Source organism: Frigoribacterium sp. NPDC087798, assembly GCF_044742985.1.
GTDB lineage: Bacteria > Actinomycetota > Actinomycetes > Actinomycetales > Microbacteriaceae > Frigoribacterium.
In genome coordinates this window covers 113,678-140,267 of sequence record NZ_JBIUVP010000002.1, presented here as the reverse complement: position 1 = coordinate 140,267, position 26,590 = coordinate 113,678, and the positions used below count along the sequence as shown (strand labels likewise).

At 70.1% G+C, this 26,590-nt stretch carries 25 protein-coding genes; 10 read left to right on the top strand and 15 right to left on the bottom strand.

Annotated elements, in window-relative coordinates:
* Positions 1-13: 13 nt before the first annotated feature.
* The 3 genes from ACIOSR_RS07660 to ACIOSR_RS07650 are packed head-to-tail and all read left to right on the top strand — an operon-like array spanning position 14 to position 3,063.
* The gene (locus tag ACIOSR_RS07660) at positions 14-1,336 is read left to right on the top strand and encodes a magnesium transporter MgtE N-terminal domain-containing protein (protein WP_056048665.1); all 1,323 of its coding nucleotides are present in this window, start codon (positions 14-16) and stop codon (positions 1,334-1,336) included.
* Positions 1,323-1,904, top strand: a complete 582-nt coding sequence (locus ACIOSR_RS07655; RefSeq protein ID WP_056048668.1) for a DUF1003 domain-containing protein — start codon at positions 1,323-1,325, stop codon at positions 1,902-1,904. Before ACIOSR_RS07660 ends, ACIOSR_RS07655 begins: the two co-directional genes overlap by 14 nt.
* A complete protein-coding gene (locus ACIOSR_RS07650) occupies positions 1,897-3,063 on the top strand; it encodes an Mrp/NBP35 family ATP-binding protein (RefSeq protein WP_402752278.1) in 1,167 nt (388 codons plus the stop codon). The genes ACIOSR_RS07655 and ACIOSR_RS07650 overlap by 8 nt, the downstream gene beginning before the upstream one ends.
* 175 nt (positions 3,064-3,238) lie before the next feature.
* Here ACIOSR_RS07650 and ACIOSR_RS07645 read toward each other — a convergent pair whose 3' ends face one another.
* Positions 3,239-3,361 carry a hypothetical protein gene (locus ACIOSR_RS07645; protein WP_255350805.1) on the bottom strand — a complete coding sequence of 41 codons (123 nt, stop codon included), beginning with the start codon at positions 3,359-3,361 and terminating at the stop codon, positions 3,239-3,241.
* Between the two features lie 188 nt (positions 3,362-3,549).
* Here ACIOSR_RS07645 and ACIOSR_RS07640 point away from each other — a divergent pair, with 188 nt between their 5' ends.
* Positions 3,550-4,464, top strand: a complete 915-nt coding sequence (locus tag ACIOSR_RS07640; protein WP_056048675.1) for a LysR family transcriptional regulator — start codon at positions 3,550-3,552, stop codon at positions 4,462-4,464.
* Between the two features lie 117 nt (positions 4,465-4,581).
* Here the strand turns inward: ACIOSR_RS07640 and ACIOSR_RS07635 are convergent, their stop codons facing one another.
* Positions 4,582-4,989: a Sec-independent protein translocase TatB gene (locus ACIOSR_RS07635; RefSeq protein WP_402752488.1), complete on the bottom strand. Its 408-nt coding sequence runs from the start codon at positions 4,987-4,989 to the stop codon at positions 4,582-4,584.
* 69 nt (positions 4,990-5,058) lie between these two features.
* Here ACIOSR_RS07635 and ACIOSR_RS07630 point away from each other — a divergent pair, with 69 nt between their 5' ends.
* Positions 5,059-5,685 carry an O-methyltransferase gene (locus ACIOSR_RS07630; RefSeq protein ID WP_402752277.1) on the top strand — a complete coding sequence of 209 codons (627 nt, stop codon included), beginning with the start codon at positions 5,059-5,061 and terminating at the stop codon, positions 5,683-5,685.
* A gap of 158 nt (positions 5,686-5,843) precedes the next feature.
* Here ACIOSR_RS07630 and ACIOSR_RS07625 read toward each other — a convergent pair whose 3' ends face one another.
* From ACIOSR_RS07625 to dapE, 3 genes are all read right to left on the bottom strand, one after another.
* Entirely contained in the window at positions 5,844-6,014 is a 171-nt protein-coding gene (locus tag ACIOSR_RS07625; RefSeq protein WP_071256769.1) for a DUF3117 domain-containing protein, read from the bottom strand.
* A gap of 83 nt (positions 6,015-6,097) precedes the next feature.
* On the bottom strand, positions 6,098-7,369 hold the full coding sequence (locus tag ACIOSR_RS07620; RefSeq protein ID WP_402752276.1) for a hypothetical protein: 1,272 nt from the start codon (positions 7,367-7,369) through the stop codon (positions 6,098-6,100).
* On the bottom strand, positions 7,354-8,427 hold the full coding sequence (gene dapE, locus ACIOSR_RS07615; RefSeq protein WP_402752275.1) for a succinyl-diaminopimelate desuccinylase: 1,074 nt from the start codon (positions 8,425-8,427) through the stop codon (positions 7,354-7,356). Before dapE ends, ACIOSR_RS07620 begins: the two co-directional genes overlap by 16 nt.
* Before the next feature lie 76 nt (positions 8,428-8,503).
* Here dapE and dapD point away from each other — a divergent pair, with 76 nt between their 5' ends.
* The gene (dapD, locus tag ACIOSR_RS07610; protein ID WP_159827114.1) at positions 8,504-9,478 is read left to right on the top strand and encodes a 2,3,4,5-tetrahydropyridine-2,6-dicarboxylate N-succinyltransferase; all 975 of its coding nucleotides are present in this window, start codon (positions 8,504-8,506) and stop codon (positions 9,476-9,478) included.
* A 100-nt stretch (positions 9,479-9,578) separates the two neighbouring features.
* Here the strand turns inward: dapD and ACIOSR_RS07605 are convergent, their stop codons facing one another.
* Genes ACIOSR_RS07605 through ACIOSR_RS07590 form a run of 4 tightly spaced genes read right to left on the bottom strand, consistent with a single transcriptional unit; the run spans position 9,579 to position 13,671 of the window.
* Positions 9,579-10,874, bottom strand: a complete 1,296-nt coding sequence (locus tag ACIOSR_RS07605) for a citrate synthase (RefSeq protein ID WP_082460573.1) — start codon at positions 10,872-10,874, stop codon at positions 9,579-9,581.
* Between the two features lie 16 nt (positions 10,875-10,890).
* The gene (dapC, locus tag ACIOSR_RS07600) at positions 10,891-11,991 is read right to left on the bottom strand and encodes a succinyldiaminopimelate transaminase (RefSeq protein WP_402752274.1); all 1,101 of its coding nucleotides are present in this window, start codon (positions 11,989-11,991) and stop codon (positions 10,891-10,893) included.
* A gap of 10 nt (positions 11,992-12,001) precedes the next feature.
* Positions 12,002-12,328, bottom strand: a complete 327-nt coding sequence (gene fdxA, locus ACIOSR_RS07595; RefSeq protein WP_043595461.1) for a ferredoxin — start codon at positions 12,326-12,328, stop codon at positions 12,002-12,004.
* Positions 12,325-13,671, bottom strand: a complete 1,347-nt coding sequence (locus tag ACIOSR_RS07590; protein ID WP_402752273.1) for a PIG-L family deacetylase — start codon at positions 13,669-13,671, stop codon at positions 12,325-12,327. The genes fdxA and ACIOSR_RS07590 overlap by 4 nt, the downstream gene beginning before the upstream one ends.
* Before the next feature lie 175 nt (positions 13,672-13,846).
* On the opposite strand from ACIOSR_RS07590, the gene efeU reads away from it, so the two are divergent.
* Genes efeU through efeB form a run of 3 tightly spaced genes read left to right on the top strand, consistent with a single transcriptional unit; the run spans position 13,847 to position 17,225 of the window.
* A complete protein-coding gene (gene efeU, locus ACIOSR_RS07585; RefSeq protein ID WP_192122742.1) occupies positions 13,847-14,746 on the top strand; it encodes an iron uptake transporter permease EfeU in 900 nt (299 codons plus the stop codon).
* Positions 14,743-15,939, top strand: a complete 1,197-nt coding sequence (efeO, locus tag ACIOSR_RS07580; RefSeq protein ID WP_056048703.1) for an iron uptake system protein EfeO — start codon at positions 14,743-14,745, stop codon at positions 15,937-15,939. The genes efeU and efeO overlap by 4 nt, the downstream gene beginning before the upstream one ends.
* Positions 15,936-17,225 (top strand): iron uptake transporter deferrochelatase/peroxidase subunit, encoded by a 1,290-nt coding sequence (efeB, locus tag ACIOSR_RS07575; RefSeq protein ID WP_402752487.1) that lies wholly within the window; start codon positions 15,936-15,938, stop codon positions 17,223-17,225. The genes efeO and efeB overlap by 4 nt, the downstream gene beginning before the upstream one ends.
* Positions 17,226-17,298: 73 nt before the next feature.
* Here the strand turns inward: efeB and ACIOSR_RS07570 are convergent, their stop codons facing one another.
* The 6 genes from ACIOSR_RS07570 to ACIOSR_RS07545 form a co-directional block, all read right to left on the bottom strand.
* Complete coding sequence (locus ACIOSR_RS07570; RefSeq protein ID WP_402752272.1) at positions 17,299-17,814, bottom strand: hypothetical protein; 516 nt, start codon at positions 17,812-17,814, stop codon at positions 17,299-17,301.
* A gap of 129 nt (positions 17,815-17,943) precedes the next feature.
* Positions 17,944-19,854, bottom strand: a complete 1,911-nt coding sequence (gene typA / locus ACIOSR_RS07565) for a translational GTPase TypA (protein ID WP_043595466.1) — start codon at positions 19,852-19,854, stop codon at positions 17,944-17,946.
* Between the two features lie 146 nt (positions 19,855-20,000).
* On the bottom strand, positions 20,001-21,758 hold the full coding sequence (locus tag ACIOSR_RS07560; RefSeq protein ID WP_123571558.1) for an ABC transporter ATP-binding protein: 1,758 nt from the start codon (positions 21,756-21,758) through the stop codon (positions 20,001-20,003).
* Positions 21,755-22,708 carry an ABC transporter permease gene (locus tag ACIOSR_RS07555; protein WP_159827126.1) on the bottom strand — a complete coding sequence of 318 codons (954 nt, stop codon included), beginning with the start codon at positions 22,706-22,708 and terminating at the stop codon, positions 21,755-21,757. Before ACIOSR_RS07555 ends, ACIOSR_RS07560 begins: the two co-directional genes overlap by 4 nt.
* Positions 22,698-23,627 (bottom strand): ABC transporter permease, encoded by a 930-nt coding sequence (locus ACIOSR_RS07550; RefSeq protein ID WP_043595472.1) that lies wholly within the window; start codon positions 23,625-23,627, stop codon positions 22,698-22,700. The genes ACIOSR_RS07555 and ACIOSR_RS07550 overlap by 11 nt, the downstream gene beginning before the upstream one ends.
* Positions 23,628-23,776: 149 nt before the next feature.
* Positions 23,777-25,399, bottom strand: coding sequence for an ABC transporter substrate-binding protein (locus tag ACIOSR_RS07545; RefSeq protein WP_056048711.1), 1,623 nt, complete (start codon positions 25,397-25,399; stop codon positions 23,777-23,779).
* A 288-nt stretch (positions 25,400-25,687) separates the two neighbouring features.
* On the opposite strand from ACIOSR_RS07545, the gene ACIOSR_RS07540 reads away from it, so the two are divergent.
* The gene (locus ACIOSR_RS07540) at positions 25,688-26,515 is read left to right on the top strand and encodes a CPBP family intramembrane glutamic endopeptidase (RefSeq protein WP_402752271.1); all 828 of its coding nucleotides are present in this window, start codon (positions 25,688-25,690) and stop codon (positions 26,513-26,515) included.
* Positions 26,516-26,590 lie beyond the last annotated feature (75 nt).

Below are 26,590 nucleotides of genomic sequence, written 5' to 3'. Positions count from 1 at the left end.
CTAAATTGGACGCGTGAGTGCAACCAGAGTCTTCGTCGCCCGGCTGGCCGGTTGCTCCGTCTTCGACCCCGCGGGCGACAAGGTCGGCAAGGTGCGCGACGTGCTGGTGGTCTACCGCCGCACCGGGGCGCCGCGCGTGGTGGGCCTCGTCGTCGAGGTCCCCGGCAAGCGCCGGGTCTTCGTGGGGATCGGACGCGTCACGAGCATCGGCTCGGGCCAGATCATCACGAACGGCGTCATCACGCTCCGCCGCTTCGAGCAGCGTGGCGGCGAGACACGGGTCATCGCCGACCTGCTCGGTCGTCGCGTGTCGTTCCGGCACGGTGGCGGCCACGCCACCATCGAGGACGTGGCGATCGACGAGGTGAGCGAGGGCGACTGGGAGGTCGGCCAGCTCTTCCTGCGCAAGCCCAAGACGTCGCCGTCGCCGTTCGTCAAGGCGCCGACGGCGTTCGCGGCGTGGGACGACGTCGTCGAGGAGGCCGGACCGGGCGAGGCGCAGAGCGCCGAGCACCTGATCGCCGCGTACTCCGACCTCGTGCCCGCGGACCTCGCGAACACCCTGCTCGACCTCACGCCCGAGCGGCGGCTCGAGGTCGCCGGCGAACTGTCCGACGACCGCCTCGCTGACGTGCTCGAAGAGCTGCCCGAGGCCGAGCAGGTCGAGATCTTCACGGGCCTCGACGACCACCGTGCGGCGAGCGTCCTCGACCAGATGCAGCCCGACGACGCGGCCGACCTCATCGCCCAGCTGCCCGACGAACGCACCGAGCAGCTGCTCACGCTGATGGAGCCCGACGAGGCCGACGACGTGCGCATGCTGCTCAGCTACGACTCCGACACCGCCGGCGGACTGATGACGACCGAGCCCGTCATCGTCTCGGCCGACGCCACGGTCGCCGAGGGCCTCGCCCTGATCCGTCGTCACGAACTGGCCCCGGCGCTCGGCGCGGCGGTCTGCGTCGTCCTGCCACCCTACGAACCGCCCACCGGCCGGTTCCTCGGCATGGTGCACTTCCAGCGGATGCTCCGTTACCCGCCGAACGAGCGCCTGGGGACGATCCTCGACCAGACCACCGAACCGGTCCGCGTCGACGCCACGGCCCTCGAGGTCACGCGGGTCATGGCGACCTACAACCTCGTCTCGGTCCCCGTCGTCGACTCGGCGCACCGCCTCGTCGGCGTCGTCACCATCGACGACGTCCTCGACCACGTCCTGCCCGACGACTGGCGCAGTCAGGACCCCGACCAACCGCTGACCCCGAGCCGACCGCGCGGCCGCGCCCGTCGCCCCGCGATCGGCCAGAGCACGAGGAGCGACGATGGCCCGCGATAACCGCAACGACGTCCGCCTCGACGCCCCCAAGGGTCTGCGCCCCCGCGTGCTGCCCGGGCGCAAGCGGGTCAGCAGCGACCGCTTCGGTCGGGCGACCGAGTCCATCGCCCGGGGCATGGGCACGCCCTACTTCCTGATCGCCCTCACCCTGTTCTGCGTCGTCTGGATGATCTACAACACGGTCGCCCCGATCGACATCCGCTTCGACAGCGCCGCCATCGGCTTCACGGCCCTGACGCTGATCCTGTCGCTGCAGGCGTCGTACGCCGCTCCCCTCATCCTGCTCGCGCAGAACCGGCAGGACGACCGCGACCGCGTGCAGTTCGAACAGGACCGTCAGCGCGCCGAACGCAACCTGGCCGACACCGAGTACCTGGCCCGCGAGGTCGTCGCGCTCCGGATCGCGATCCGCGACATGGCCAGCAAGGACTTCATCCGGGCCGAGCTCCGTTCGCTGCTCGACGAGCTCGACCGGCGCGACGATGACGAGAGCCCCGCGGTCGAGCCGACCCGCACCTCCTCGTCGTCACGACGCGACGCCCGGCGCGACGGCCACCACCGTGGCTGAGCCGGTGGCCGCCACCCGCCCCGCGACGCCGGACGACGTCCGTCGCGCGCTCGCGCGGGTGCTCGACCCCGAGATCCGCAAGCCCGTCACCGAACTCGACATGATCGGTGACGTCGTCGTCGACGCAGGAGGTGCGGCGACGGTGGCCGTCAAGCTCACGATCGTGGGGTGCCCGGCAGCCGACACGATCGAACGCGACGTCCGCATGGCCACGGGCTCGGTGACCGGCGTCACCGACGTCACCGTCGACGTGACCGTCATGACCAAGGACGAACGACACGCCCTCACCGAGAAGCTGCGGGCGGGCCGGGCGGCGCGCGGCATGCAGTTCGGCCCCGACACGCTGACCCGCGTGTACGCCGTCACGAGCGGCAAGGGCGGGGTGGGGAAGTCCACCGTGACCGCCAACCTCGCGGTCGCCCTCGCGGCCCGGGGCCTCGCCGTCGGCATCGTCGACGCCGACGTGTACGGCTTCAGCATCCCCGGACTCCTCGGCCTCGTCGGCCCCGACGGCGCCTCGGTGAAGCCCACCCGCGTCGACGACATGATCCTGCCGCCCGTCGCCCACGGCGTGAAGGTCATCTCGATCGGCATGTTCGTCGACGACGCCTCGACCGCCGTCGCCTGGCGCGGGCCGATGCTGCACCGGACGATCCAGCAGTTCCTGACCGACGTGTACTTCGGCGACCTCGACGTGTTGTTGCTCGACCTGCCGCCCGGGACGGGCGACGTCGCCATCTCGGTGGGGCAGTTGCTGCCGCACGCCGAGGTGCTGGTCGTCACGACGCCTCAACCGGCCGCCGCCGACGTCGCGGAGCGCAGCGGGCTCGTGGCACGCCAGACGGGTCAGCGGTTGCTCGGGGTCGTCGAGAACATGGCGGGTCTGCCCCAGGCCGACGGCAGCGTCCTCGAGCTCTTCGGCTCCGGTGGTGGCGTCGAGACCGCCCGCCGGTTGTCGTCCGGTCAAGAGGCCGAGGTGCCGTTGCTCGCCAGCGTGCCGCTCAGTCTGGGCCTGCGCCAGGGGGGCGACGACGGCGTACCGGTCGTGCTCGCCGCTCCCGACGATCCTGCGGCCACGGCCATCGACGAGCTGGCGGGCCGACTGGCGGTGCGGGCCCGGGGGTTGGCCGGCCGGAAGCTCGGACTCAGCGTCACCTGACCGGGGTCGAGCACCCCGGACGTGCAGAAAGGGCACCTCGCGTGGCGAGGTGCCCTTTCGTCACAGCGTCTCGCCCGAGGGGCGGCGACGTGCTCGTGCCGCACCCCAGCACGGAGGCGGCACACGCGGTGACGGCACGCTCAGGAGGGAGACGCGCCGACCACCGCGAAGCGGACTAGGACCAGCGGTTGTAGGTCTTGGTCGGGATGGCGCGGAAACCGTCTCGGGCGACCGAGACGAGCGAGCCGGCGATTCCGACGACTGCGGCGATGGCGAGGACGATGATTCCGGTGAGCATGGGGGACTCTTTTCTGGCGCGGTTCGACGCGCGATTCTGCGTGGTGGGATGGATTCGCCACCGAGCCCGGGACCAGGTCGACCGGAGCTCGGGAGCGCTACGACGCGCTCCGGGGACTCCTCAATGATGCGCCCGGAGAAGCGGTAGATCAATCTCACGTTTCTACCGAAACAGCGTAGATTTGCTACATGGATGTCAAGCGTCTCGAACTGCTCCGCGAACTCGCCGAACGAGGCAGCGTGGCCGCCGTCGCCCGGGCCACCCACCGCACCCCGAGTGCCGTCTCGCAGCAGCTCAAGGTTCTCGAGCGCGAGGCCGGCGTGGCGTTGACCGAGCGGGTGGGACGCGGCATCGTGCTCACCGGCTCCGGGCGCGTGCTGGCCCAGACGGCCACCGACGTCGCCGTGGCACTGGAACGAGCCCAGGCGGTCTGGGACGACTTCGTCGCCACCCCCCAGGGCGAGGTCACGCTGGCCACCTTCCCCACGGGCGGACAGATGCTGCTGCCGGGGCTGCTGCGCACGGTGGCCGAGACCCCCGGCCTGGTGGTCGTCGCGAGCGACCACGACCCGTCGATCCGCGAGTTCCCCGAACTGGCCGCCGACCACGACGTCGTCGTCGCGCACTCGTCCGACGACAAGCCGTGGCCCGGTCGCGGACTCGTCACCGTCCCCCTGTTGACCGAGCCCCTCGACATCGCCCTGCCCGCCGACCACCGTCTCGCCGGTCGCGCCTCGCTCGCACCCGGCGACCTCGAGGGCGAGAACTGGATCGGCGTCCCGCACGACTTCCCGTTCGAGTGGGTCTACCGCGAGATCGAGCGCGTGACCGGCAGCCCCGTCCGCGTCGCCCAGCGCTTCAGCGACACCAAGGTGACCGAGTCGCTCGTCGGGGCCGGCCTCGGCATCGCCGTGCTGCCGCGCTTCACCGCCAAGGACGCCCGGGACGACATGGTGCTCGTGCCGCTCGAGAGCATCCGGGCCGTGCGCTGGGTGTCCGCCGTGATGCGGCGCGACCGGGCCGAGCGTCCCTCGGTGCGACGGGTCGTCGACGCGCTCAGGGCCGAGGCCTCACGCGTGGCGGCACTGCACGGAGGCGTCTGACCACCACGCCGCCCGCGGGCCGCGTGGCGACCGAGTGAGGGGCTGGGGGCGAGGAGCCACGGGACGGCAGACCACGAGGCGGGCGACGAGGTCAGGAGGCGCGGTGCCGCAGGCGGGTCAGGTCGCCTCGGAGTCGTACGGCGGCACCTCGCCCGTCGCGAGCGGCACCACCTGTGCGGGGGAACGACCCCCCGGCAACCCTGCGGACACAGCCGCGGCGGCGGCACCGGCCGTCGCCATGCTCGGCGCCGAGGGCTTGGGGGCGGCATCCGTGCCGTCGAGCAACGCGTCGCGGATGATGCGCCGCGGGTCGTACTGACGGGGGTCGAGCTTCTGCCACTCGACGTCGTCGAACTCGGGGCCCATCTCGTCGCGCATGCGCGTCTTCGCACCGTTGGCCATGTCACGCACCGTCCGCACGAGCTGGGCGAGCTTCGCCGCGTAGCCGGGCAGTCGTTCGGGACCGAGCAGGAAGACCGCGAGCACACCGATGATGAGCAGCTTGTCGAACGTCAGACCGAACATGGACACGCAAGCAGACTAACCGGTGACGACTCGGGGAACCCCCTAGAGTTGGCCTTTCGAGGAGTGGGTGTGTCGCAGATAGAGTCAAGTTGGAAGTTCGCGGAAGAACTCGTCACCGAGAGCGACGCGATCGCCGAGGCTCGACAGCATTCGCTGGAGGTCGGGGTCGAGGCCGTCTCGCCGGCGGTCGGCGCCCAGCTCGCGGTCGTCGCCGCCGCCTCGAACGCCTCGTCGATCATCGAGGTCGGGACGGGCCTGGGCGTCAGCGGTCTCTGGTTGCTCTCGGGCGCCCCCGCGGCCGTCCTGACGACCATCGACCGCGAGATCGAGCACCAGCAGGCCGCCCGGGACGCCTACCTGCAGGCGGGGGTCCCTGCCAGCCGCTTCCGCATGATCGCCGGCCGCGCCGCCGACGTGTTGCCCCGGATGAACGAGAACTCGTACGACATCGTCTTCGTCGACGCCGACCCCGGCTCGGTCATCGAGTACGTCGAGCACGGCCTGCGCCTCGCCCGCCCGGGCGGACTCGTCCTCGTCGCGCACGCACTCTGGCACGGACGGGTGGCCAATCCCGCCGTCCGCGACAGCACGACCACGGGCTTCCGCACCTTGCTGACCGAGGTGTCCACCTCACCGGCCGTGATCAGCTCGCTCTCGACGGCGGGCGACGGGCTGCTCTCGCTGATCAAGCGGTGACGCTCCCCCGCCGGGCTCCCTGCCCGTGCAGCAGGCAACCGGCGCGGTAGCCCGCGCACGGAGGCGGGCACGCGCACGGAGGCGGGCACGCGCACGGACGCCCCGCGCGCCGCAGGTGCGGCGGGCGGGGCGTCCGGGGTTATTAAGGAGGCGGCCGACTAGGCGCTGACGACGCCGGCGAGGGCGTCGTGCAACTCTTTGGCTTCGTCGTCGTTGACCGACACCACGAGGCGTCCCCCACCCTCGAGCGGAACACGCACGATGATGAGACGGCCCTCCTTAACGGCTTCCATAGGCCCGTCGCCGGTCCTCGGCTTCATGGCTGCCATCAGATAGTCCCCTTTCGCAAGTTGCTGGTCCCATTATCCGTGATTTCGGGCCCCCGACCTAAACGACGCCGTTCCCCGGCCGATCACGGCGGCGTCCAGTCGTACCCGTTCACCCACCAGCAGTAGTAGAGCCACACCCACTGTGCCGCCACGAACACGGCGACGAGCAGCGCCCGGTAGACCTTCGAGCGCGGCACCGCGAGGACGCCCAGCAGGGGGAAGAGCGGCATCAGGAGCCGGAAGGTGCTGGACTGCGGGAAGAACACCGCCAGCAGGTAGAGCCCGTAGGCGACGCCCCACAGCCTCAGGTCGGTGCTCGTCCGGCGTGCCCACGGCGACAGCAGCAGGGCTCCGAACGCCACGAGCGTGACCACGAGGAGGGCGATGCCGGAACCACCCGGAAACCACCAGTTCGCCCCGTCGACCCACGGGGTGAACGGCACGAGCGGTCCGTAGCCGATGTAGGGCGCCCGCCAGGCGAGTTCGGTCTCGGTGTACGCCCCCGGCACCCCCGTGACCGCGCCGGCGACGACGAGCCAGGCGACGCCGAACACGCCCGTGGCCGCCGTCGACACCGCCACCCGGACGCGCTCGCGCACCGGGAAGGGATCGTCGTGCCGGCGCCACCAGCGCAGCACCCCGTGGAGACCGATCGCCAGGGCGAGCGGAAGGGCTCCGGGCCGCGTGAAGGACATGATCAGCACGACCGGCAGCATCGCCAGGTACTGCCGCCGCACCAGCATGAGCAGGCTCGCGCAGAGCAGCAGCAGGAACATCGACTCGGCGTAGGCCACCTGCAGCAGCGGCGACAGGGGCGCCACGCAGAACAGGACGACCGCGAACAACGAGGTCGACTCGGGCAGCGCGTGCCGCATGAGGCGGTAGAACAACAGGGCCGTCCCCGCGGCACAGGCGACCGACACGACGACGGCCAGCGCCGCGAACGACAGGCCCGTCAGGCCCATCAGCCCACGGACGACGAACGGGTAGGCGGGCATGAACGCCCAGGCGTTCTCTCCGACGTGGCCGTCGCCGGTGATGGGGAGGTCGCGCGGGTACCCCACCACGGCGATGATGTTGTACCAGTGACCGTCCCAGATCGTGGCGAAGCTGCCGTAGTCCGGGCTCGCGAGGGTCCACGCGTTGGCCTGCTGGGCACCGGCGAAGGTGAGCAGCGCGATCGTGCTGACGGCGCGCGACAGGACGAACACCACGAGCACCCGGGCCCACCACGGCGTGAGCCGGTAGCGCAGCAAGAGGGGCCTCGACGCCGAGGTCGGTCGTCGGGGATCGTGCCGCGTCGACGGGGACGAGGAGGCGCGACTCGCGTCGTCGACGGTCAGGCCGTCAGCCACGCCCGCAGTCCGCGCTCGTTGTCGAGGATCTGCTGCACGGGCACCCGCTCGTCGTCGTGGTGGGCCAGCATCGGGTCACCGGGACCGTAGTTGACCGCGGGGACGCCGAGCGCGGAGAACCGCGCGACGTCCGTCCACCCGTACTTGGGCTTGGCCTCGCCGCCCACGGCACGCAGGAACTGCTGTGCCAGCGGGGCGTCCAGACCGGGCCGGGCCCCGGGGGCGAGGTCGACGATCGTGACGTCGAAGCCCTCGAAGAGCTCGCGGACGTGGGCGACGGCCTCGTCGCCGCTGCGGCTCGGGGCGAACCGGTAGTTGACGTGGACCATGCACTCGTCGGGGATGACGTTGCCGGCCACGCCGCCCGTGATCCCCACGGCGTTGAGGCCCTCGCGGTAGACGAGCCCGTCGACCTCGACCTCTCGCGCCTCGTAGGACGCCAGCACGTCGAGGATCGGTGCGGCCTTGTGGATGGCGTTGTCGCCGACCCACGAGCGGGCGCTGTGCGAGCGGGCGCCGAAGGTGCGGATCTCGGCGCGCAGGTTGCCGTTGCAGCCCCCTTCGACCCCGCTGTTGCTCGGTTCTCCCAGGACGGCGAAGTCGCCGGCCAACAGGTCGGGTCGGACGCGCGCGAGGCGGCCCAGGCCGTTCAGGGCGTCGGAGACCTCTTCGTGGTCGTACCAGACCCAGGTGACGTCGACGCCGGGCTCGGTCAACTCGACCGCGAGCCTGAGGTGGACGGCACAGCCGGCCTTCATGTCGACGGTGCCGCGACCCCAGAGGTAGTCGACCCCGTCCTCGGTCTCGTAGCGCGTGGGCACGTTGTCGTTGATCGGCACCGTGTCGATGTGACCGGCGATGACGACCCGCGAGGCCCGGCCGAGCCGGGTCCGGGCGACGATCGCGTCGCCGTCGCGGAACAACTCGAGGTGGTCGCAACCGTCGAGCGTGGCCCAGATCTCGTCGGCGACGAGGCGTTCGTCGCCCGACTCCGACCGGATGTCGCAGAGCTGCCTGGTGACGTCGACGGGCGAGACGGAGAGGTCGATCGGTGCCATGCGGGCGAGTTTACGGGGCCAGGGCACGGGTCACCTCCGAAGCGGTCCGTCGGCGGCTGCCGATACGCTCGGGTCCATGACTTCCGACGCCACCGCCACCGCCCCGACCCACGCCTACGGGTACGGCCTCGCGACCGTCTCGCACGACGGCACCACGCTCGACACCTGGTTCCCCTCCCCCCGGCTCGGCACCCTCCCGGCCGACCGCGACCCCGAGATCGTCCCGGCCGAGCTGGCCGACGCGGCCGGTCCCGACGAGCGCCGCGCGGTCGACCTCGTCCCGGTGACCGTCGAGATCGACCTGAGCGCGCCTCCTGCGTCCACGCCCGATGCGTACCTGCGACTGCACCTGCTGAGCCACCTCCTCGTCGAGCCCAACACGGTCAACCTCGACGGCGTGTTCGCGCACCTGCCCATCGTCACCTGGACGAACGCGGGGCCGGTCCACCCCGACGACTTCGCACGGCTCCGTCCGACGCTGCAGCGTGCCGGCATCGTCGCGACCGGCATCGACAAGTTCCCCCGCATGCTCGACTACGTCTCGCCCGACCGCGTCCGCATCGCCGACGCGTCGCGGGTGAGGCTCGGTGCCCACCTGGCCCCCGGCACCACGGTCATGCACGAGGGGTTCGTGAACTTCAACGCGGGCACGCTCGGGTCGTCGATGGTCGAGGGCCGCATCTCCCAGGGCGTCGTCGTGGGTGACGGGTCCGACATCGGCGGCGGAGCCTCGATCATGGGCACGCTGTCGGGCGGCGGCACCCAGCGGGTGACGATCGGCGCCCGCGCCCTGCTCGGCGCCAACGCCGGCATCGGCATCGCGATCGGCGACGACACCGTCGTCGAGGCCGGCCTCTACGTGACGGCGGGCACCAAGGTCGTCGTCGTGGGCGGCACCCCGACCAACGACGGTTCGCCGCAGACGGTCAAGGCCGTCGAGCTCTCGGGCCAGCCGGGCTTGCTCTTCCGCCGCAACTCGCTGACCGGCGCCGTCGAAGTGCTGCCCCGCAAGGGCCACGGCATCACGCTGAACTCGCAGCTCCACGCGTAGGTCTTCGATAAGCACCACGACCGAAAGGGGTGGGCACGAATCCAGGTCTGAACCCGGCGTCGTGCCCACCCCCTCGCGTCGTGCCGATCGTTCCGGCGGACTAGCGCTGCGGCCAATCGCGTTCGGTCGCGCCCAGGTACAACTGCTGGGGGCGGCCGATCTTGGTCGTCGGGTCGGTGTTCATCTCGCGCCAGTGGGCGATCCAGCCGGGGAGGCGACCGATGGCGAAGAGCACCGTGAACATGCGGGGCGGGAACCCCATCGCCTTGTAGATGACGCCCGTGTAGAAGTCGACGTTCGGGTAGAGCTTGCGCTCGACGAAGTAGTCGTCGGCCAGGGCGATGCCCTCGAGCTCCATCGCGATGTCGAGCAGGTCGTCCTTCACGCCGAGCGACTCGAGCACCTCGGTGGCGCTCTCCTTGACGAGCTTGGCGCGCGGGTCGTAGTTCTTGTAGACCCGGTGGCCGAAGCCCATCAGCTTGACGCCGGCCTCTTTGTTCTTGACCCGCTCGACGAAGCGCTCGACACCCTGCCCGCTGTCGCGGATCTCGGCGAGCATCTTGAGGACGGCCTCGTTGGCCCCGCCGTGCAGCGGCCCGTAGAGAGCGCTGATGCCCGCCGAGATCGACGAGAACATGTTGGCCTGCGTCGAGCCGACGAGACGCACGGTCGAGGTCGACGCGTTCTGTTCGTGGTCCTCGTGCAGGATGAGCAGGCGTTCGAGCGCCTTCGACAGGACGGGGTTCACCTCGTACGGCTCGGCCATCGTGCCGAAGTTCAGCTTGAGGAAGTTGTCGACGAAGCTGAGCGAGTTGTCGGGGTAGAGGAACGCCTGGCCGAGGCTCTTCTTGTGTGCGTACGCCGCGATGACCGGCAGCTTCGCCAGCAGTCGGACGGTCTGGAGCTCGACCTGCTCGGGATCGTGCACGCTCATGCTGTCTTCGTAGAACGTCGACAGTGCGCCGACGGCGCTCGACAGCACCGACATCGGGTGGGCGTTGTGCGGCAGGGCGTCGAAGAAGCGGCGCAGGTCTTCGTGCAGCAGCGTGTGCCGCCGGATGCGCGCGTCGAAGTCGGCGAGCTGGTCGGGGGTGGGCAGTTCGCCGTAGATCAACAGCCAGGCCGTCTCGAGGTAGGTCGAGTTCTCGGCGACTTGTTCGATCGGATAGCCCCGGTAGCGCAGGATGCCCTGATCACCGTCGATGTAGGTGATCGTGCTTCGGGCGTTGGAGGTGTTCACGAAACCCGTGTCGAGGGTCGTGTAACCGGTCTGCTTGGTGAACGTCGAGATGTCGATCGCCGAGGCACCCTCGGTGCTCGCGACGATCGGGAACTCGGCTGTTCCCCCCGGGAACTGCAGCGTGGCCTTCTGGGCGTCGTTGGCAGTGTCAGTCACCCGGTCAGCCTAGCGGTCAGCCGCCGAGTCGCCCCACGGCGGCGTCGATGCGCTCGTCGGTCGTCGTGAGTGCCACGCGGACGTGGCGATCACCGGCGGGCCCGTAGAACGACCCCGGGGCGACGAGCACGCCACGCTCGGCGAGCCAGGACACCGAGGCCCAGGCGTCCTCGTCCCGCGTGGCCCAGAGGTAGAGGCCGGCCTCGCTGCGGTCGATGCGGAACCCCGCGGCCTCGAGAGCGGGCAGGAGGCGCGCTCGGCGGACCGCGTACCGCGCCTTCTGCTCGACCACGTGGGCCTCGTCGGCCAAGGCGACGACCATGGCCTGCTGCACCGGGGCCGGCGGCATGAGGCCCGCGTGCTTGCGCACGGCGAGGAGCTGCCCGAGCACGTGGTCGCAGCCCGCGACGAAGCCCGCGCGGTACCCGGCGAGGTTCGACTGCTTGCTGAGCGAGTAGACCGAGACGACGCCGCGGAGGTCGTCGCCGACCACGCGTGGGTCGAGGATGCAGGGCGTGGGGCGGTCGGCCCACTCGCCCGTCCACCCGAGTTCGGCATAGCACTCGTCGCCGGCGATCACGGCACCGAGTTCACGCGCACGGGCAACGGCGGCGCGGAGAGCCTCGAAGCCCAGCACGGCCCCGTCGGGGTTGCCCGGGCTGTTCAACCAGACCAGCTTCGTCGAGACGGGCCACTCGGCCGGGTCGTCGGAGGCGAGGGCCGTCGCTCCGACGAGGGCGGCGCCTAGCGCGTAGGTCGGGTAGGCGTTCGTCGGGTAGACCACCGTGTCGCCCGGACCGATGCCCAGCCAGAGAGCCATGCCAGCGATGAGTTCTTTCGAGCCGATGGTCGGCAGGACGTTCGCGTCGCCGAGTCCGGTCACCCCTCGGCGGCGCGCGTACCACTCCGAGATGGCCGACCGCAGGGCCGGGGTGCCGGCGACCTGCGGGTACGAGTGGGCGTCGGTCGCGACCGCGAGGGCCTCACGGACGACCTCGGGCGTCGGATCGACGGGCGAACCGACGCTGAGGTCGACGATGCCTCCGGGGTGGCGCCGGGCGGTGGCCGCGTACGGCACCAGGGCGTCCCAGGGGAACTCGGGCAGGTCGAGCGCCACGGGGGCCGTCCTAGGCGCCGGCGCCCTGAGGGGGCAGCGCCGAGATCACGGGGTGGTCCTTGGCGATGACGCCGACCTTGGCCGCGCCACCGGGCGAGCCGATCTCGTCGAAGAACTCGACGTTGGCCTTGTAGTACTCGGCCCACTTGTCGGGCAGGTCGTCTTCGTAGTAGATGGCCTCGACCGGGCAGACGGGCTCGCACGCACCGCAGTCGACGCATTCGTCGGGGTGGATGTAGAGCGAGCGTTCGCCCTCGTAGATGCAGTCGACGGGGCACTCGTCGATGCAGGCGCGGTCTTTGACATCGACACAGGGAAGTGCGATCACGTACGTCACGTCTGGGGGGTTCCCTTCGCGTCGGGCAGGGCGTCCAGCTTATCGTCTGCCGGCTGTGCCTCGACCGAGGAGGCGCGGGCCGCGTCGCGGGGCGGCGTCGCTCCCCCGGCGGCCGGGCCCCGCAATCGCGGCCACCCGAGCACCACGAGGCAGATCAGGAACACTCCGCCGAGCCAGACCAGGGCGGGCGTGTTGTCGGGCACGAGGATCGACCCCCCGGGACTCGCCTGCCACAGGACGACGAGCGCCCCGATGAGACCGACGGCGGCGGCCCCGGCCATCGCCCGCGAGCCGAAGACCGAGCGGAGACCGGCGAGGAGCGTGAGGCTCATGAGCAACGAGAGCACGAGCCCGGACCAGAACGGCGAGCCGGCGACGGTGATCGTCGACTGGTGCATGACGGTGCCGATGGTGCCGAACACGGCCCCGGCGGCGAGCGCCAGGACGAGCGCGACGACGCGTCCGCCCGTCGTCATCCGGGCCATCTCGGAATCGCCCTCGTCCACCGTCGGCTCGGGCACGAAGCGGAACGACTCGCGGACCGTCACGGGCTCGACGGCGCCGTGGGGGAACCGGATGCCGGCCCGGCCACCCGGGAGGTCGACGACCTCGACCTGACTGCGGTGGTCGCGGAGTGCGGCGAGCTTGCGAGGAGCCACGTGACGCGTGTCGGTCGTCAGCACGGTGTCGTCGGTGGCGAGGGCCTCGGCCTCCGCCCCCACGGCCGACTCGGCACCGGCCACGATCGCGAAGAACGGCACGCCGACGAGGCGGGCGGCACGTACGGCGACCCGGTTGGCCCGGACGTGGTCGGGGTGGTGGTACCCGCCGTCCTCGTCGTAGCTGATGATCGCGGTCGGGCGCACGGACTGGACGACGGCCGACAGGTCGCTCACGACCTCGCCGAACTCGGCGGCGCAGAATGCGGCGGGGTGCAGGTCGGGCGTCGGCCCGGCCACGCCGTCCGACCGCCAGACCATGCCGCTGTCGCGATAGACCCGTTCGGGGAGCCCCGGCGTGCGGGCACCGGCCGAACCGAGGAACCGGTGGTCGTCGACGCCGAGGTCTCGCATGGCGGCGGCGATCTCGCCCTCGCGGTGGACGGCGAGGGCGGCCTGGTCGGCCCGGAGGGCGGCGAGGTCGTCGGGTATCACCTCGCCCAGTTCGCCCCGGGTGCAGGTCACGACGGTGACCGCGGCACCGGCCTCGACCATCGCGGCGATGGTGCCACCCGTGGTGATGGTCTCGTCGTCGGGGTGGGCGTGGACGAAGAGCACGCGCTCGAGCCGAGGGTCGCCGGCGGTCGAGGGCGACGCGGGCGTCGGCGAGGCGGAGGAGTTCATCACTGGACAGGATATGCCGCGCCGCACTACTGTCGGTCTGGCTCAGGGTGCCCTAAGTGAGGTTAGCCTAACCATACCAGCCCGTTCGGTCCCTTTGCGGTCCGACCGGTCGACCGCGTCCCTGATCCTCATCCTGCTCGACGACGAGCTCCACTCCCCCGAGAAAGCCGTCCCCGTGCTCGCCAACTACCTCATCGGACTCCGAGAGGGCCTCGAGGCCGCTCTCGTGGTCGGAATCCTCATCGCCTACGTGGTCAAGGTCGGCCGACGCGACGTCCTCCCCCGCCTCTGGCTGGGCGTGGGCGCCGCGGTCGTCCTCTCGCTCGGCCTCGGCGCCGTGCTCACCTTCGGCACCTACGGGCTGACCTTCCAGGCCCAGGAGATCATCGGTGGCGGTCTCTCGATCGTGGCCGTGGGCTTCGTGACCTGGATGGTCTTCTGGATGGCCCGCACCGCGCGCGGCCTGCGCGGCGAACTCGAGTCGGGCCTCGAGCGGGCCCTCGGCGGCGGCGCCTGGGCGGTCGTCGCACTGGCCTTCCTCTCGGTCGGTCGCGAGGGCATCGAGACCGCTCTCTTCGTCTGGGCCACCGTGCAGTCGACCGGTGGCGGCGCGACGCCGCTGGTGGGCGCGCTCCTCGGCATCGTCACGGCGGTCGCCGTCCAGGTGGCGATCTACCGTGGCGTGGTCCGCCTCGACGTCGCCCGGTTCTTCCGGGTGACCGGCTACTTCCTCGTCGTCGTCGCGGCGGGCGTCCTCGCCTACGGGGTGGGCGACCTCCAGGAGGCGTCCGTGCTGCCGGGCCGCTCCTCCCTGGCCTTCGACGTGAGCGCTGCCGTTCCGCCGACCAGCTGGTACGGCACCCTGCTCCAGGGGCTCGTCAACTTCACCCCGACGCCGAGCTGGCTGCAGGTCGTCGTCTGGCTCGCCTACCTCGCCGTCGTCGTCCCCCTCTTCGTGCGGGCGACCCGCCGACGTCGACCCGGTACCACGACCCCGTCCGGCTCGTCCGCGACCCTCGGCACGTCCGCCCCCTCGACCACCCCGTCACCCCGCACCGCAGGAGCATCACGATGATCGCCAGCCCCCTCCGCCCCCTCGCCGTCGCCTCGGGCGTCGCCGCCCTCGCGCTGGCCCTGACCGGCTGCGTCGCGAACGCTCCCGCCGGCTCCTCCGCGGCCACCGCCGTGACCGTCGACGGCTCCGACGACACGTGTTCGCTCTCGACCACCTCGGTCCCGAGCGGCCCCGTCACGTTCACCATGACGAACACCGGCAGCGACAACAGCGAGTTCGAGCTGCTCGCCGACGACGGTCTCCGCATCATCAGCGAGAAGGAGAACATCGGCCCCGGCACGACGGGCTCGATGACGGTCTCGGTGCCGGCCGGCGACTACTACACCGCCTGCGTCCCGGGACTCGTCGGAGAAGGCGTCCGCGCCTCCTTCACGGTGACCGACTCGGGCGCGGCCGTCGAGGCGACGGGCAGCGAGAAGCAGCAGATCGACGCCGCGGCGACGGCCTACGTGGGCTACGTGAAGGACCAGACCGGGCAGCTCGTCACGGCGACCGACGAGTTCCTCGCCGCGTACACCGCCGGCGACGACGAGAAGGCCCGGTCGCTCTACCCGTCGGCGCGGGCGCACTACGAGCGCATCGAGCCGGTGGCCGAGTCGTTCGGCGACCTCGACCCGAAGATCGACTTCCGCGAGGCCGACGTCGAAGCCGGCACCGAGTGGACCGGATGGCACCGCATCGAGAAGGACCTCTGGCAGCCCGCGGCGTCCGAGAACGGAGGCGCGGCGTACGTCCCCCTGACGGCCGACGAACGTGCCCACTACGCCGGCCTGCTGACGAGCGACACGAAGGACCTCTACGACGAGGTCACCGCGGACGACTTCACGGTCGGGATCGACGCGATCGCCAACGGCGCGGTCGGCCTGATGGACGAGGTGGCCACCGGCAAGATCACCGGCGAGGAAGAGATCTGGTCGCACACCGACCTCTACGACTTCCAGGGCAACCTCGAGGGCGCCCGGGTGGCGTTCGACGGCGTGCGCGACATCGTCGACCAGAAGGACCCCGAGCTGGCGACCTCCATCGACGACCGGCTGACGAAGGTCGAGACGCTGCTCGCGGGGTACGGCAGCCTCGACACGGGGTACCCGTCGTACACCGACCTGACCGACGCCGACAAGAAGAAGCTGTCGGATGCCGTCAACGCCCTCAGCGAGCCGCTCAGCGAGCTCACCTCCGCGCTGGTCGCCTGACGGTGACGGAGGGAGGCGGCCTCTCGCGCCGCGGTCTGCTGGGACTCGTCGGGACGGGCGTCGGAGCCGGCGTCCTCGGCCTCGGGGTCGGAATCGGCACGGACCGAGCCGTGCAGGCCCACGCCGACGGGTCCTCCGGGGCCTCGGCGTCGTACCCGTTCTTCGGTCGGCACCAGTCGGGCATCGTCACCGCCGCGCAGGACCGCCTGCACTTCGCCTCGTTCGACGTCGCGGACGGGGTCTCCCGCGCCGAACTCGTCGAGCTGCTGAAGGACTGGAGCTACGCCGCGTCGAGGCTGACGGCCGGCCTCGACGTCAGCCCGACGGGCGCCACGGGCGGCAGCCCCCTGGCGCCGCCGGACGACACGGGCGAGGCCACGGGTCTGCCCGCGGCCGGGCTGACCGTGACGATCGGGTTCGGTCCGTCGCTGTTCACCACGAGCGACGGCACCGACCGTTTCGGGCTCGCCTCGAAGCGGCCTCCGGCCCTCGTCGACCTGCCCCACTTCTCGGGCGACCAGCTCGTGGCGGCCGCGAGCGGCGGCGACCTGTGCGTACAGGCCTGCAGCGACGACCCGCAGGTCGCGGTGCACGCGATCCGCAACCTCTCGCGGATCGCCTTCGGCCGCGCCTCCTTGCGGTGGTCGCAGCTGGGATTCGGTCGGACCTCGTCGACGACCCGTGGCCAGACGACGCCCCGCAACCTCTTCGGCTTCAAGGACGGCACGGCCAACGTCAAGGCCGAGGACGTCACCGCGGTGGACGACGGCGTCTGGGCGACCGCGTCCGACGGCGCCGGGTGGATGAGCGGCGGCTCGTACCTCGTCGCGCGCAAGATCCGCATGACGATCGAGACGTGGGACCACGCCTCGCTGGCCGAGCAGCAGACGGTCGTGGGTCGGGACAAGGGCGAGGGGGCTCCGCTCTCGGGCGGCACCGAGTTCACGGCCCCCGACTTCGCCGCGTCCGCCCCGACCGGTGGCGGGCCGGCCATCGCACCCGACTCGCACGTCGCCCTGGCGCACCCCCAGAACAACGACGGGGCCACGCTGCTGCGCCGCGGCTACAACTTCGTCGACGGCAACGACGAACTCGGCCGCCTCAACGCCGGGCTGTTCTTCATCGCCTTCAACCGGGACCCGCGGCGGCAGTACGTGCCCATCCAGCAGGCGCTGTCGCGGAACGACCGGATGAACGAGTACGTGAAGCACGTCGGATCGGGCATCTTCGCCGTTCCACCGGGGGCGTCCCAGGACGGCTGGGTGGGCGAGACCCTCTTCGCCTGACGCGACCGTCGGGCCCCGGGACTCGCCGAGACCCGCGGGACCCGCACAGTCCGTCGGGATGCGCCGCGGTCGCTCAGACGGACGTGACGACGTAGGTGGCGATCGCCTGGCCCTCGCTGTCGGTCGAGACGGTGAGCACGACGCGGTATGCGGAACCCGTGAACGTGCCGAAGCCGCTCTCCGTGTCGGTGTCGACCCCGGAGGCCGTGAACCCGGCGGCCTCGAGCTGCTGCTGGGCGACGGTGAACTGGTCGGCACCCGAGACGGCGATCTGGGCGACCCAGCCGGTGCCGTCGGGACCGGCTCCCCCACCGCGGGTCGTCCCGGGGACGAGCGGGACCTCGGTCGGGAAACTCGGGGGCAGGGTGCCGTCGGTCGTGATGCCGGCACCGTTCAGCGCCTCCCCGGCGGCGTCCTCGACGGCCTTCTGCGCCGTGCCCTTGAGGCTCTCGATGCCGCTGTCGACCGCGCCACCCACGATGTTGTCGACGGGCGAGCCCGCGCCGCAGGCGGTGAGGCCGGTCACGAGGCCGGCCGCCAGCGCGAGCGTGGCGGCGGAGCGGGCGAGGGACGTTTTCTGGATCAGCACCTCGCGAGGCTAACCGGGGTCGCTGAGGGCGGGCGTGGAACGTGCCGACGATGCACGAAGGAGGCGGCCCGCAGTGGTGCGGACCGCCTCCTCGGCGGGTGGTGCGGTGGATCGGTGGAGCGGTGCTGCTTACGCGTTCTGCTTCTTCAGGCGAGCGGTGCTGCGCTGGCGGGCGCTGGCGTCGAGCTCGACCTTGCGGATGCGGATGGCGTCGGGGGTGACCTCGACGCACTCGTCGTCACCGGCGAACTCGAGGGCCTCTTCGAGCGAGAGCACCTTCGAGGGCGTCATCGACTCGAAGTTGTCGGCCGTCGACTGACGCATGTTGGTCAGCTTCTTCTCTTTGGTGATGTTGACGTCCATGTCGTCGGCGCGCGAGTTCTCGCCCACGACCATGCCCTCATAGACCTCTTCGGTCGGCTGCACGAAGAACGACATGCGCTCCTGCAGGTTGATGATCGCGAAGGGGGTGACGACGCCGGAGCGGTCGGCGATGATCGAGCCGTTGGTGCGGGTCGAGATCTCGCCGGCCCAGGGGCCGTAGCCGTGGCTGATGCCGTTGGCGATGCCGGTGCCGCGCGTGTCGGTGAGGAACTGCGTGCGGAAGCCGATCAGGCCGCGCGAGGGGACGATGAACTCCATGCGGACCCAGCCCGAGCCGTGGTTCGCCATGTTCTCCATGCGGCCCTTGCGGGCGGCCATGAGCTGCGTGACGGCGCCGAGGTACTCGTCGGGCACGTCGATGGTCATGTGCTCGAACGGCTCCTGGAGCTTGCCGTTCTCGTCACGACGCGTGACGACCTGCGGCTTGCCGACGGTGAGCTCGAAGCCCTCACGGCGCATCTGCTCGACGAGGATGGCCAGCGCGAGCTCGCCACGACCCTGGACCTCCCACGCGTCGGGACGACCGACGTCGAGGACCTTGAGCGAGACGTTGCCGACCAGTTCGCGGTCGAGGCGGTCCTTCACCATGCGGGCGGTCAGCTTGTGGCCCTTGACCTTGCCGATGATCGGCGAGGTGTTCGTGCCGATGGTCATCGAGATGGCCGGGTCGTCGACCGTGATGGTCGGCAGCGGGCGCACGTCGTCGGGGTCGGACAGCGTCTCGCCGATGGTGATGGTGTCGAAGCCGGCGACGGCGACGATGTCGCCGGGGCCCGCGCTCTCGGCGGGGTAGCGGCTGAGCGCCTTCGTGATCAGCAGCTCGGTGATGCGTGCGTTCTGGACGGAGCCGTCGGACTTGACCCAGGCGACCGTCTGGCCCTTCTGCAGCGTGCCGTGGAAGACGCGGAGGAGCGCGAGACGACCGAGGAACGGCGAGGCGTCGAGGTTGGTGACGTGCGCCTGCAGGGGGTGCTCGTCGTCGTAGCGCGGCGCCGGCACGTGCGTGAGGATCGCCTCGAAGAGGGGCTCGAGGTCGGGGTTGTCGGGGAGCGAGCCGTCGTCGGGCTTGTTCGTCGACGCGGCGCCGTTGCGACCCGAGGCGTAGACCACGGGGACGTTGAGGATGGCGTCGAGGTCGAGGTCGTCGACCTCTTCGCTCAGGTCGCTGGCGAGACCGAGGAGGAGGTCCTGGCTCTCGGCGACGACCTCGTCGATGCGCGCGTCGGGGCGGTCGGTCTTGTTGACCAGGAGGATGACGGGCAGCTTGGCCGCGAGGGCCTTGCGCAGCACGAAGCGCGTCTGGGGCAGAGGGCCCTCGGACGCGTCGACGAGCAGCACGACGCCGTCGACCATCGACAGGCCGCGCTCGACCTCGCCGCCGAAGTCGGCGTGGCCGGGGGTGTCGATGACGTTGATGGTGATGGGGCCGTCGGTCGCGTGGGCACCGTTGTAGAGCACCGAGGTGTTCTTCGCGAGGATCGTGATGCCCTTCTCGCGCTCGAGCTCGTTGCCGTCCATCATGCGGTCTTCGGTGTCGAAGTGCGCGTCGAACGAGTTGGTCTGCTTGAGCATGGCGTCGACGAGGGTCGTCTTGCCGTGGTCGACGTGGGCCACGATCGCCACGTTGCGCAGGTCGCTGCGGATGGCAGTCGCCATGGATGTATTCCTTACGAGAAGAGAGAGGGGGAAGTGGTCGGGTCGGAGCCCGGCCAGAACAGTCTACGGCACGTGGTAAAGGGGCCCCTCCGCCGTGCTCTCGGCACGGCGGAGGGGCCCCTTCGACACCAGGAGGCGCGGGTCGACTACCGGCCGAACTCGAAGTTCGCGCCGGGGATCGCCTCGAGCAGTTCACGGGTGTACTGCTGCGCCGGGTTCGCGAAGATGTCATCCGTGGTGCCGGCCTCGACGACGCGACCCTTCTGCATGACGCTGACGTTGTCCGCGATGAGGCGGACGACGGCGAGGTCGTGCGTGATGAAGAGGTAGGTCAGCCCGAGTTCGGTCTGCAGGTCGGTGAGCAGGTCGAGGATCTGCCCCTGGACGAGGACGTCCAGTGCCGAGACCGCCTCGTCGAGGACGATGACGTCGGGCTTGAGGGCGAGCGCCCGAGCGACGGCGATGCGCTGGCGCTGACCACCGGAGAGCTCGTTCGGGTACCGGTTGACCGTCGACGCGGGCAGGGACACCTGGTCGAGCAACTCGCGGACGCGGGCTTGACGGCTGGCCCGGTCGCCGATGCCGTGCGTGACGAGCGGTTCGGCGATGGTGTTGCCCACGCTGTACATCGGGTCGAGCGAACCGTAGGGGTCCTGGAAGACCGGCTGGACGCGACGACGGAAGTCGAAGAGCTCGCGGCCCTTCAGCGCCCCGACGCTCTGGCCGCCGACCGCGACGGTGCCCGAGGTGATCGACTCGAGCTGGAGCACGAGCTTGGCCACGGTCGACTTGCCCGAGCCGGACTCGCCCACGAGTGCCATGGTCGTGCCCCGCGGGATCGAGAAGGACACGTCGTCGACGGCCCGGAGTTCGGTCGTCTTGAAGCCGCCCTGGCGGATCTTGTAGACCTTGGACAGGTTCGTCACCGAGATGTACTCGGAGTCCTTCTTGCCGGCCTCCTCGCGCTGACGGGCGCGAGCGATGAGCTCGGCGTCGTCGGCGCCTTCGTCGGAGATCGCGAGCCCGTGGGAGTGCGTGGGTGCGATGCTCGACTGGATGCGCTGGCTGGCCAGCGAAGGAGCAGCGGCGACGAGTCGCTGCGTGTAGGGGTGCTGAGGATTGGCGAGGATCTCTTTGGACGGCCCCGACTCGACGACACGACCCTTGTACATGACGACGAGCTTCTCGGCCCGTTCGGCGGCGAGGCCGAGGTCGTGCGTGATGAAGAGCACCGAGGTGCCGTAGTCGCGGGTCAGGGTCTCGAGGTGGTCGAGGATGCGGCGCTGGACGGTCACGTCGAGGGCCGAGGTGGGCTCGTCGGCGATCAGGAGCTTGGGCCGCGACGACAGGCCGATGCCGATCAGAACACGCTGGCGCATGCCGCCCGAGAACTGGTGGGGGAACTGCTTGAGGCGGTCGCCCGCGTCGTTGAGCCCGGCCTCCTTCAGGACGTCGATGGCTCGCTGGCGCACGGCCTGCTTGCCGGTCGCGACGCCGTTCGCCCGGATGGCCTCCTCGACCTGGAAGCCGATGCTCCAGACGGGGTTGAGGTTCGACATGGGGTCCTGCGGCACGTAGCCGATGTCGCGACCACGGATGGCCTGCATCTCGGACGCGCTGACCTTCGTGAGGTCCTTGCCCTCGAAGAGGATCTGGCCGCCGGTGACCTCTCCCGTGCCGGGCAGCAGGTCGATGATCGACGTGGCGGTCGTCGACTTGCCCGAGCCGGACTCGCCCACGATCGCGAGGCTCTCGCCCTGGCGGATCGTCAGGTCGACCCCGCGCACGGCGTCGACGTACCCGGCCTGCGTCTTGAAGCCGATCTTCAGGCCCTTGATCTCGAGCAGGGGCGTCGAGGACGACGCGGTGCCCGCCGTCTCGGGTCGGGTTGAGGTGTCGGTCATCGACGTGCCCTCGCCTTCGGGTCGAGGGCGTCGCGCACGACGTCGCCCATGAGGAGGAACGACAGCACCGTCACGGACAACGCCGCTGCGGGCCAGAAGAGGGGCATCGGCGCGACGCGGAGCGAGTTGCGTGCGGCGTTGATGTCGTTGCCCCAGGACATGGTGCTCGGCGGCAGCCCGATGCCGAGGAACGACAGCGTCGCCTCGGCCACGATGAACGTGCCGAGTGAGACGGTCGCCACGACGATGACCGGGGTGATGGCGTTCGGCACGACGTGTCGGACCAGGATGCGGAAGCGGGACACGCCGAGCGCCGCGGAGGCCGTGACGTAGTCGGCGGCCCGGGCGCTGAGGACCGAACCACGCATGACGCGCGCGATCTGGGGCCAGGCGAACACCGACAGCACGAGGGCCACGGTGAGGGGCGTCCTGGTCGGCAGGATGGACATCAACACGATGGCACCGAGGACGGTGGGGATCGCGAAGAAGATGTCGCCCAGGCGCGAGACGATCGCGTCGAGCCATCCGCCGTAGAACCCGGCGAGCGACCCGATGACGATGCCGACGATCGTGACGATGATCGTCGCCAGCAGTCCGACGGTCAACGAGGCACGGGTGCCCCAGACGATGCGGGCGAACACGTCCGTTCCCTGGAAGGTGAAACCGAGCAGGTGCCCGGCCGACGGGCCCTCGTTGCTGCGGGGCAGGTCGGCGGCCGTCGGCGAGACGCTGGTGAACAGCCCGGGGAAGAGCGCCACCGTGATGACGACGACGATGAGGAACGCCGCGATCCAGAACGTCGGGCGACGCTTCATGGCGTCCCACGCGTCGTTCCAGCTGCTGCGGGGTTTCTCGGACTCGTCGATCGCGTCGACGGCCTTGACGGGCGTCTCGTCGAGATCGGCGACGAAGTGGTCGGCGGACAACGCCGACGAGTCGTTACTTGGCATAGCGGATCCTCGGGTCGAGAAGGGCGTACAGCAGGTCGACGAGGAGGTTGGCGATCATGAAGATGATCACCATCACGGCGACGAACGAGACGACGGTGGGGCCCTCGCCGAGCGTGATCGCTCGGTAGACGGTTCCGCCGACGCCCTGGATGTTGAAGATTCCCTCGGTGACGATGGCACCGACCATCAGCGAACCGATGTCGACGCCGAGGTAGGTGACCACGGGGACGAGCGAGTTGCGCAGGATGTGCACCGTGACGACGCGGCCACGGGTGAGGCCCTTCGCCGACGCGGTGCGCACGAAGTCCGCGCTCGAGTTCTCGGACACGGAGGCGCGGGTCAGGCGGACGATGTACGCGAACGACACCGAGGCGAGCACGATGGCCGGCAGGACGAGTTCGTCCCAGGGCGCCTGCGAGCTGACCGTCGTGCGGAACAGGCCGAGCTGGATGCCGAAGACGTACTGCAGCAGGAAGCCGATGACGAACGTCGGCACCGAGATGAGCAGCAGGCTGACGACGAGGGCGCTCGTGTCGAAGAGCTTGCCCTTGCGGAGCCCGGCGATCAGGCCCACGACGATGCCGGCGACGGCCTCGAAGAGCAGGGCGAGCATCGCGAGCCGGAACGTGATCGGGAACGCGCGGATCAGCTCGTCGACCACGGGGCGCCCGGAGAAGGTCGTGCCGAGGTCGCCGGTGAACAGGCCGCCGATGTACAGCAGGTACTGCACGATGAACGGTTGGTCGAGGTTGTACTCGGCGCGGATGGCCTCGATGACCGCCGGCGACGGGGTCTTGTCGCCGAACAGCGCCGCCACGGGGTCACCGGGCAGCGCGAAGACCATGAAGTAGATGAGGAACGTCGCCCCGAAGAAGACGGGGATCAGTTGGAGGAGCCGGCGTCCGGTGTACCAGAGCATCAGGCTTCCTCGGACGTCTGCGCGTGCATCGTTATCGCAATCGTGTGGAGGGAGAGGTGGGTGGGCCCGCCGAAGGGGTCCGGACAGTGCGAACACTGCCCGGACCCCGTCGAGCGTCGGTCGAGCGCGTGAGCGACGACCTTACTTGGTTACTTGGTGATGTTCTCGTAGATCGGCACGGAGTCCCAGCCGTACTCGACGTTGCTCACCGTGTCGGCCCAGACGCCGTTGACGTTCGCGTACCACAGCGGGATGATCGGCAGGTCCTTGAGCAGGACCTCCTGGGCCTTCTGGTACGAGGCGTTCGCGTCGTCCACGTCGCTCGCGGCGCTGCCCTCGGCGAGCAGGTCGTCGAACTCGGGGTTCGAGTACTTGCCGTCGTTCGAGCTGCCGTCGGTGGCCATCGTCGGGTACAGGAAGTTGTACAGCGACGGGTAGTCGGCCTGCCAACCCGAACGGAAGGCGCCGGTCATGGCACCACCCGAGGCGTCGGTGCGGAACTCGGCGAAGGTCGGGTAGGGCTTGCCCTCGGCCTTGATGCCCAGCGTCTTCGAGATGTTCGCGGTGACCGCGTCCACCCACTCCTGGTGTCCACCGTCGGAGTTGTAGCCGATGGTGAACGTGGTGTCGCCGTAGGGCGAGATCGCGTCGGCCTGGTCCCAGAGGTCCTTGGCCTTGTCGGCGTCGAACGAGAGGACGCTCTCACCCTCGAGCTCGTCGGTGTAACCGGGGATGACGGGCGAGGTGAAGTCCTTGGCCGGCGTCCGCGTGCCCTGGAAGATGACCTTCGTGACGTCGTCGCGGTTGATGGACATCGAGATGGCCTGACGACGCAGGTCGCCCTCTTCGTCGTCACCGAAGTGAGCGAGGTACTGCGGGATCGTCATGCCCTGGAAGACCGCGGCGGGCTGGTTGACGTTCGTGTCGGGGAAGTCGCTCTGGTACGTCTGGAACGCCGCCGGGCCGATCTGGTCGAGCACGTCGAGGTTGCCACCCTGCACGTCGGCGTAGGCCGAGTCGAGCGAGGTGTAGAAGTTGATGTCGAGCCCGCCGTTCTTCGGCTTGCGGTTGCCGTCGTAGTCGGGGTTCGTCTTGAGCTTGATGCCCTGGTTGTGCGTCCAGGCGCCTTCACCGTCGAGCATGTACGGGCCGTTGCCGACCGGGTTCTCGCCGAACGCGGCGGGGTCGGCGTAGAACGACTCGGGCAGCGGCGAGTAGGCCGAGTAGCCGAGGCGCAGCGGGAAGTCGGCCTCGGGGGTGTTGAGCGTCACCGTGAACTCGGTCGGGCTCTCGACGGTGAGGTCGAGGTCGCTCTGCTCGGTGTCGCTGTAGCCCTTGAAGTTCTCGAAGAACGAGCTGCCGGACGAGTTCGCGACGTTGTCGAAGCTCGCCGCCCAGTTCCAGGCCTTCGTGAACGACTCGCTCGTGACGTCGGTGCCGTCGGTGAACTTCCAGCCGTCCTTGAGCGTGACGGTCCACACGGTGGCGTCGTCGCTCTCGATGCTGTCGGCCACCTCGTTCTTGGTGGTGCCGTCGGCGTTGTAGCTGACGAGACCGGCGAAGATCGAGGTGACGATGCGGCCACCACCGGTCTCGGTGGTGTTCGACGGGACGAGCGGGTTCTCGGGCTCGGTGCCGTTCGTCTTGATGATCGCGGTAGCGTCACCGGACGACGTGTCGTCGTCCCCGCTGCCGCTGGCGCAACCGGTGAGGACGAGTGCTGCCGTCCCCACGACGGCGACGGCCGACAGGCCCATGCGCGTCTTCTTCAATGTTCCTCCTGATGCGGGAAAGGACGCAGCACTGTGCCCAGGGGCCGTGCCGCGTTGGATGGTGTGAGCCTAGGCACCCCGTTCGGGCATCACCAAACCCCGACGTCAACGGTTACACGACGGAAACCAACTCGCCGGATCGTTGCGTCGGCACCCGGTTCGTTGCGCGTGGGGCCTGAAGTTCGCATGAATCGGCTGCGAGAAATCCGCCACCTGGCAGGTATTGTTCTCCGCCACGGCAGGAGGCGCGGGTCGGCCCACCCACGCCGGTCCCGTACGATCGCCCCCGTGAGCCGCCCCCAGGACCCCGCCTCCGCCGTGACACCACGTGATGCCCTCGCACCGCGCCCGGCCCCGTTGACCCGAGCGCGCCTCCGGGTCGAGATCGCGATCGTCCTCGGCCTCTCGCTCGGCACGTCGGCCGTGTACTCGGTGCTCTCGATCGTCAACCGGCTCACCCAGCAGACCGCCCTCTCGCAGCAGACCGCCACGCTGAACTCACCACTGAGCAGTCGGGAGTTCTTCGACCTCGCCTACCAGGTGCTCGGCGTCGCGGTGGACCTCGTGCCGGTGTTGCTCGTGGCTTTCCTGTTGTGGCGCGAGGAACGACCCCACCTGGGACGTCTCGGCGTCGACTTCTCGCGTGCCGGACGGGACACCCTCGGCGGCGTCGGGCTGGCCCTCGCCATCGGCATCCCCGGCATCGGCCTCTACCTCGTGGGCAAGGCGCTCGACCTGACGGTCACCGTCGTGCCGACGAACCTCGGCGAGCACTGGTGGACCGTCCCCGTGCTGCTGCTCTCGGCGGTGCGTGCGGGAGTGACCGAGGAGGTGATCGTCGTCGCGTACCTCTTCGCGCGCCTCCGCGACCTCGGTTGGCGCATGTGGTCGATCATCGTGACGGCGGCCGTGCTCCGCGGCAGCTACCACCTCTACCAGGGGTTCGGCGCCTTCGTCGGCAACGTGGTCATGGGCGTCGCCTTCGGCTGGCTCTACGTACGATTCGGCCGGGTGCTGCCACTCGTCGTCGCGCACGTCCTGATGGACGCGGCCGTCTTCGTGGGCTACCCGTGGGCCGCCACGACCTTCCCCACCCTCTTCGGGCTCCCGTCCTGACGCACCGGGACGGAACGCCGGGGACGCTCGCGGGCGGAACTGGGTCTTGACACTCGTTCGGGGGGCGAGTCTGAT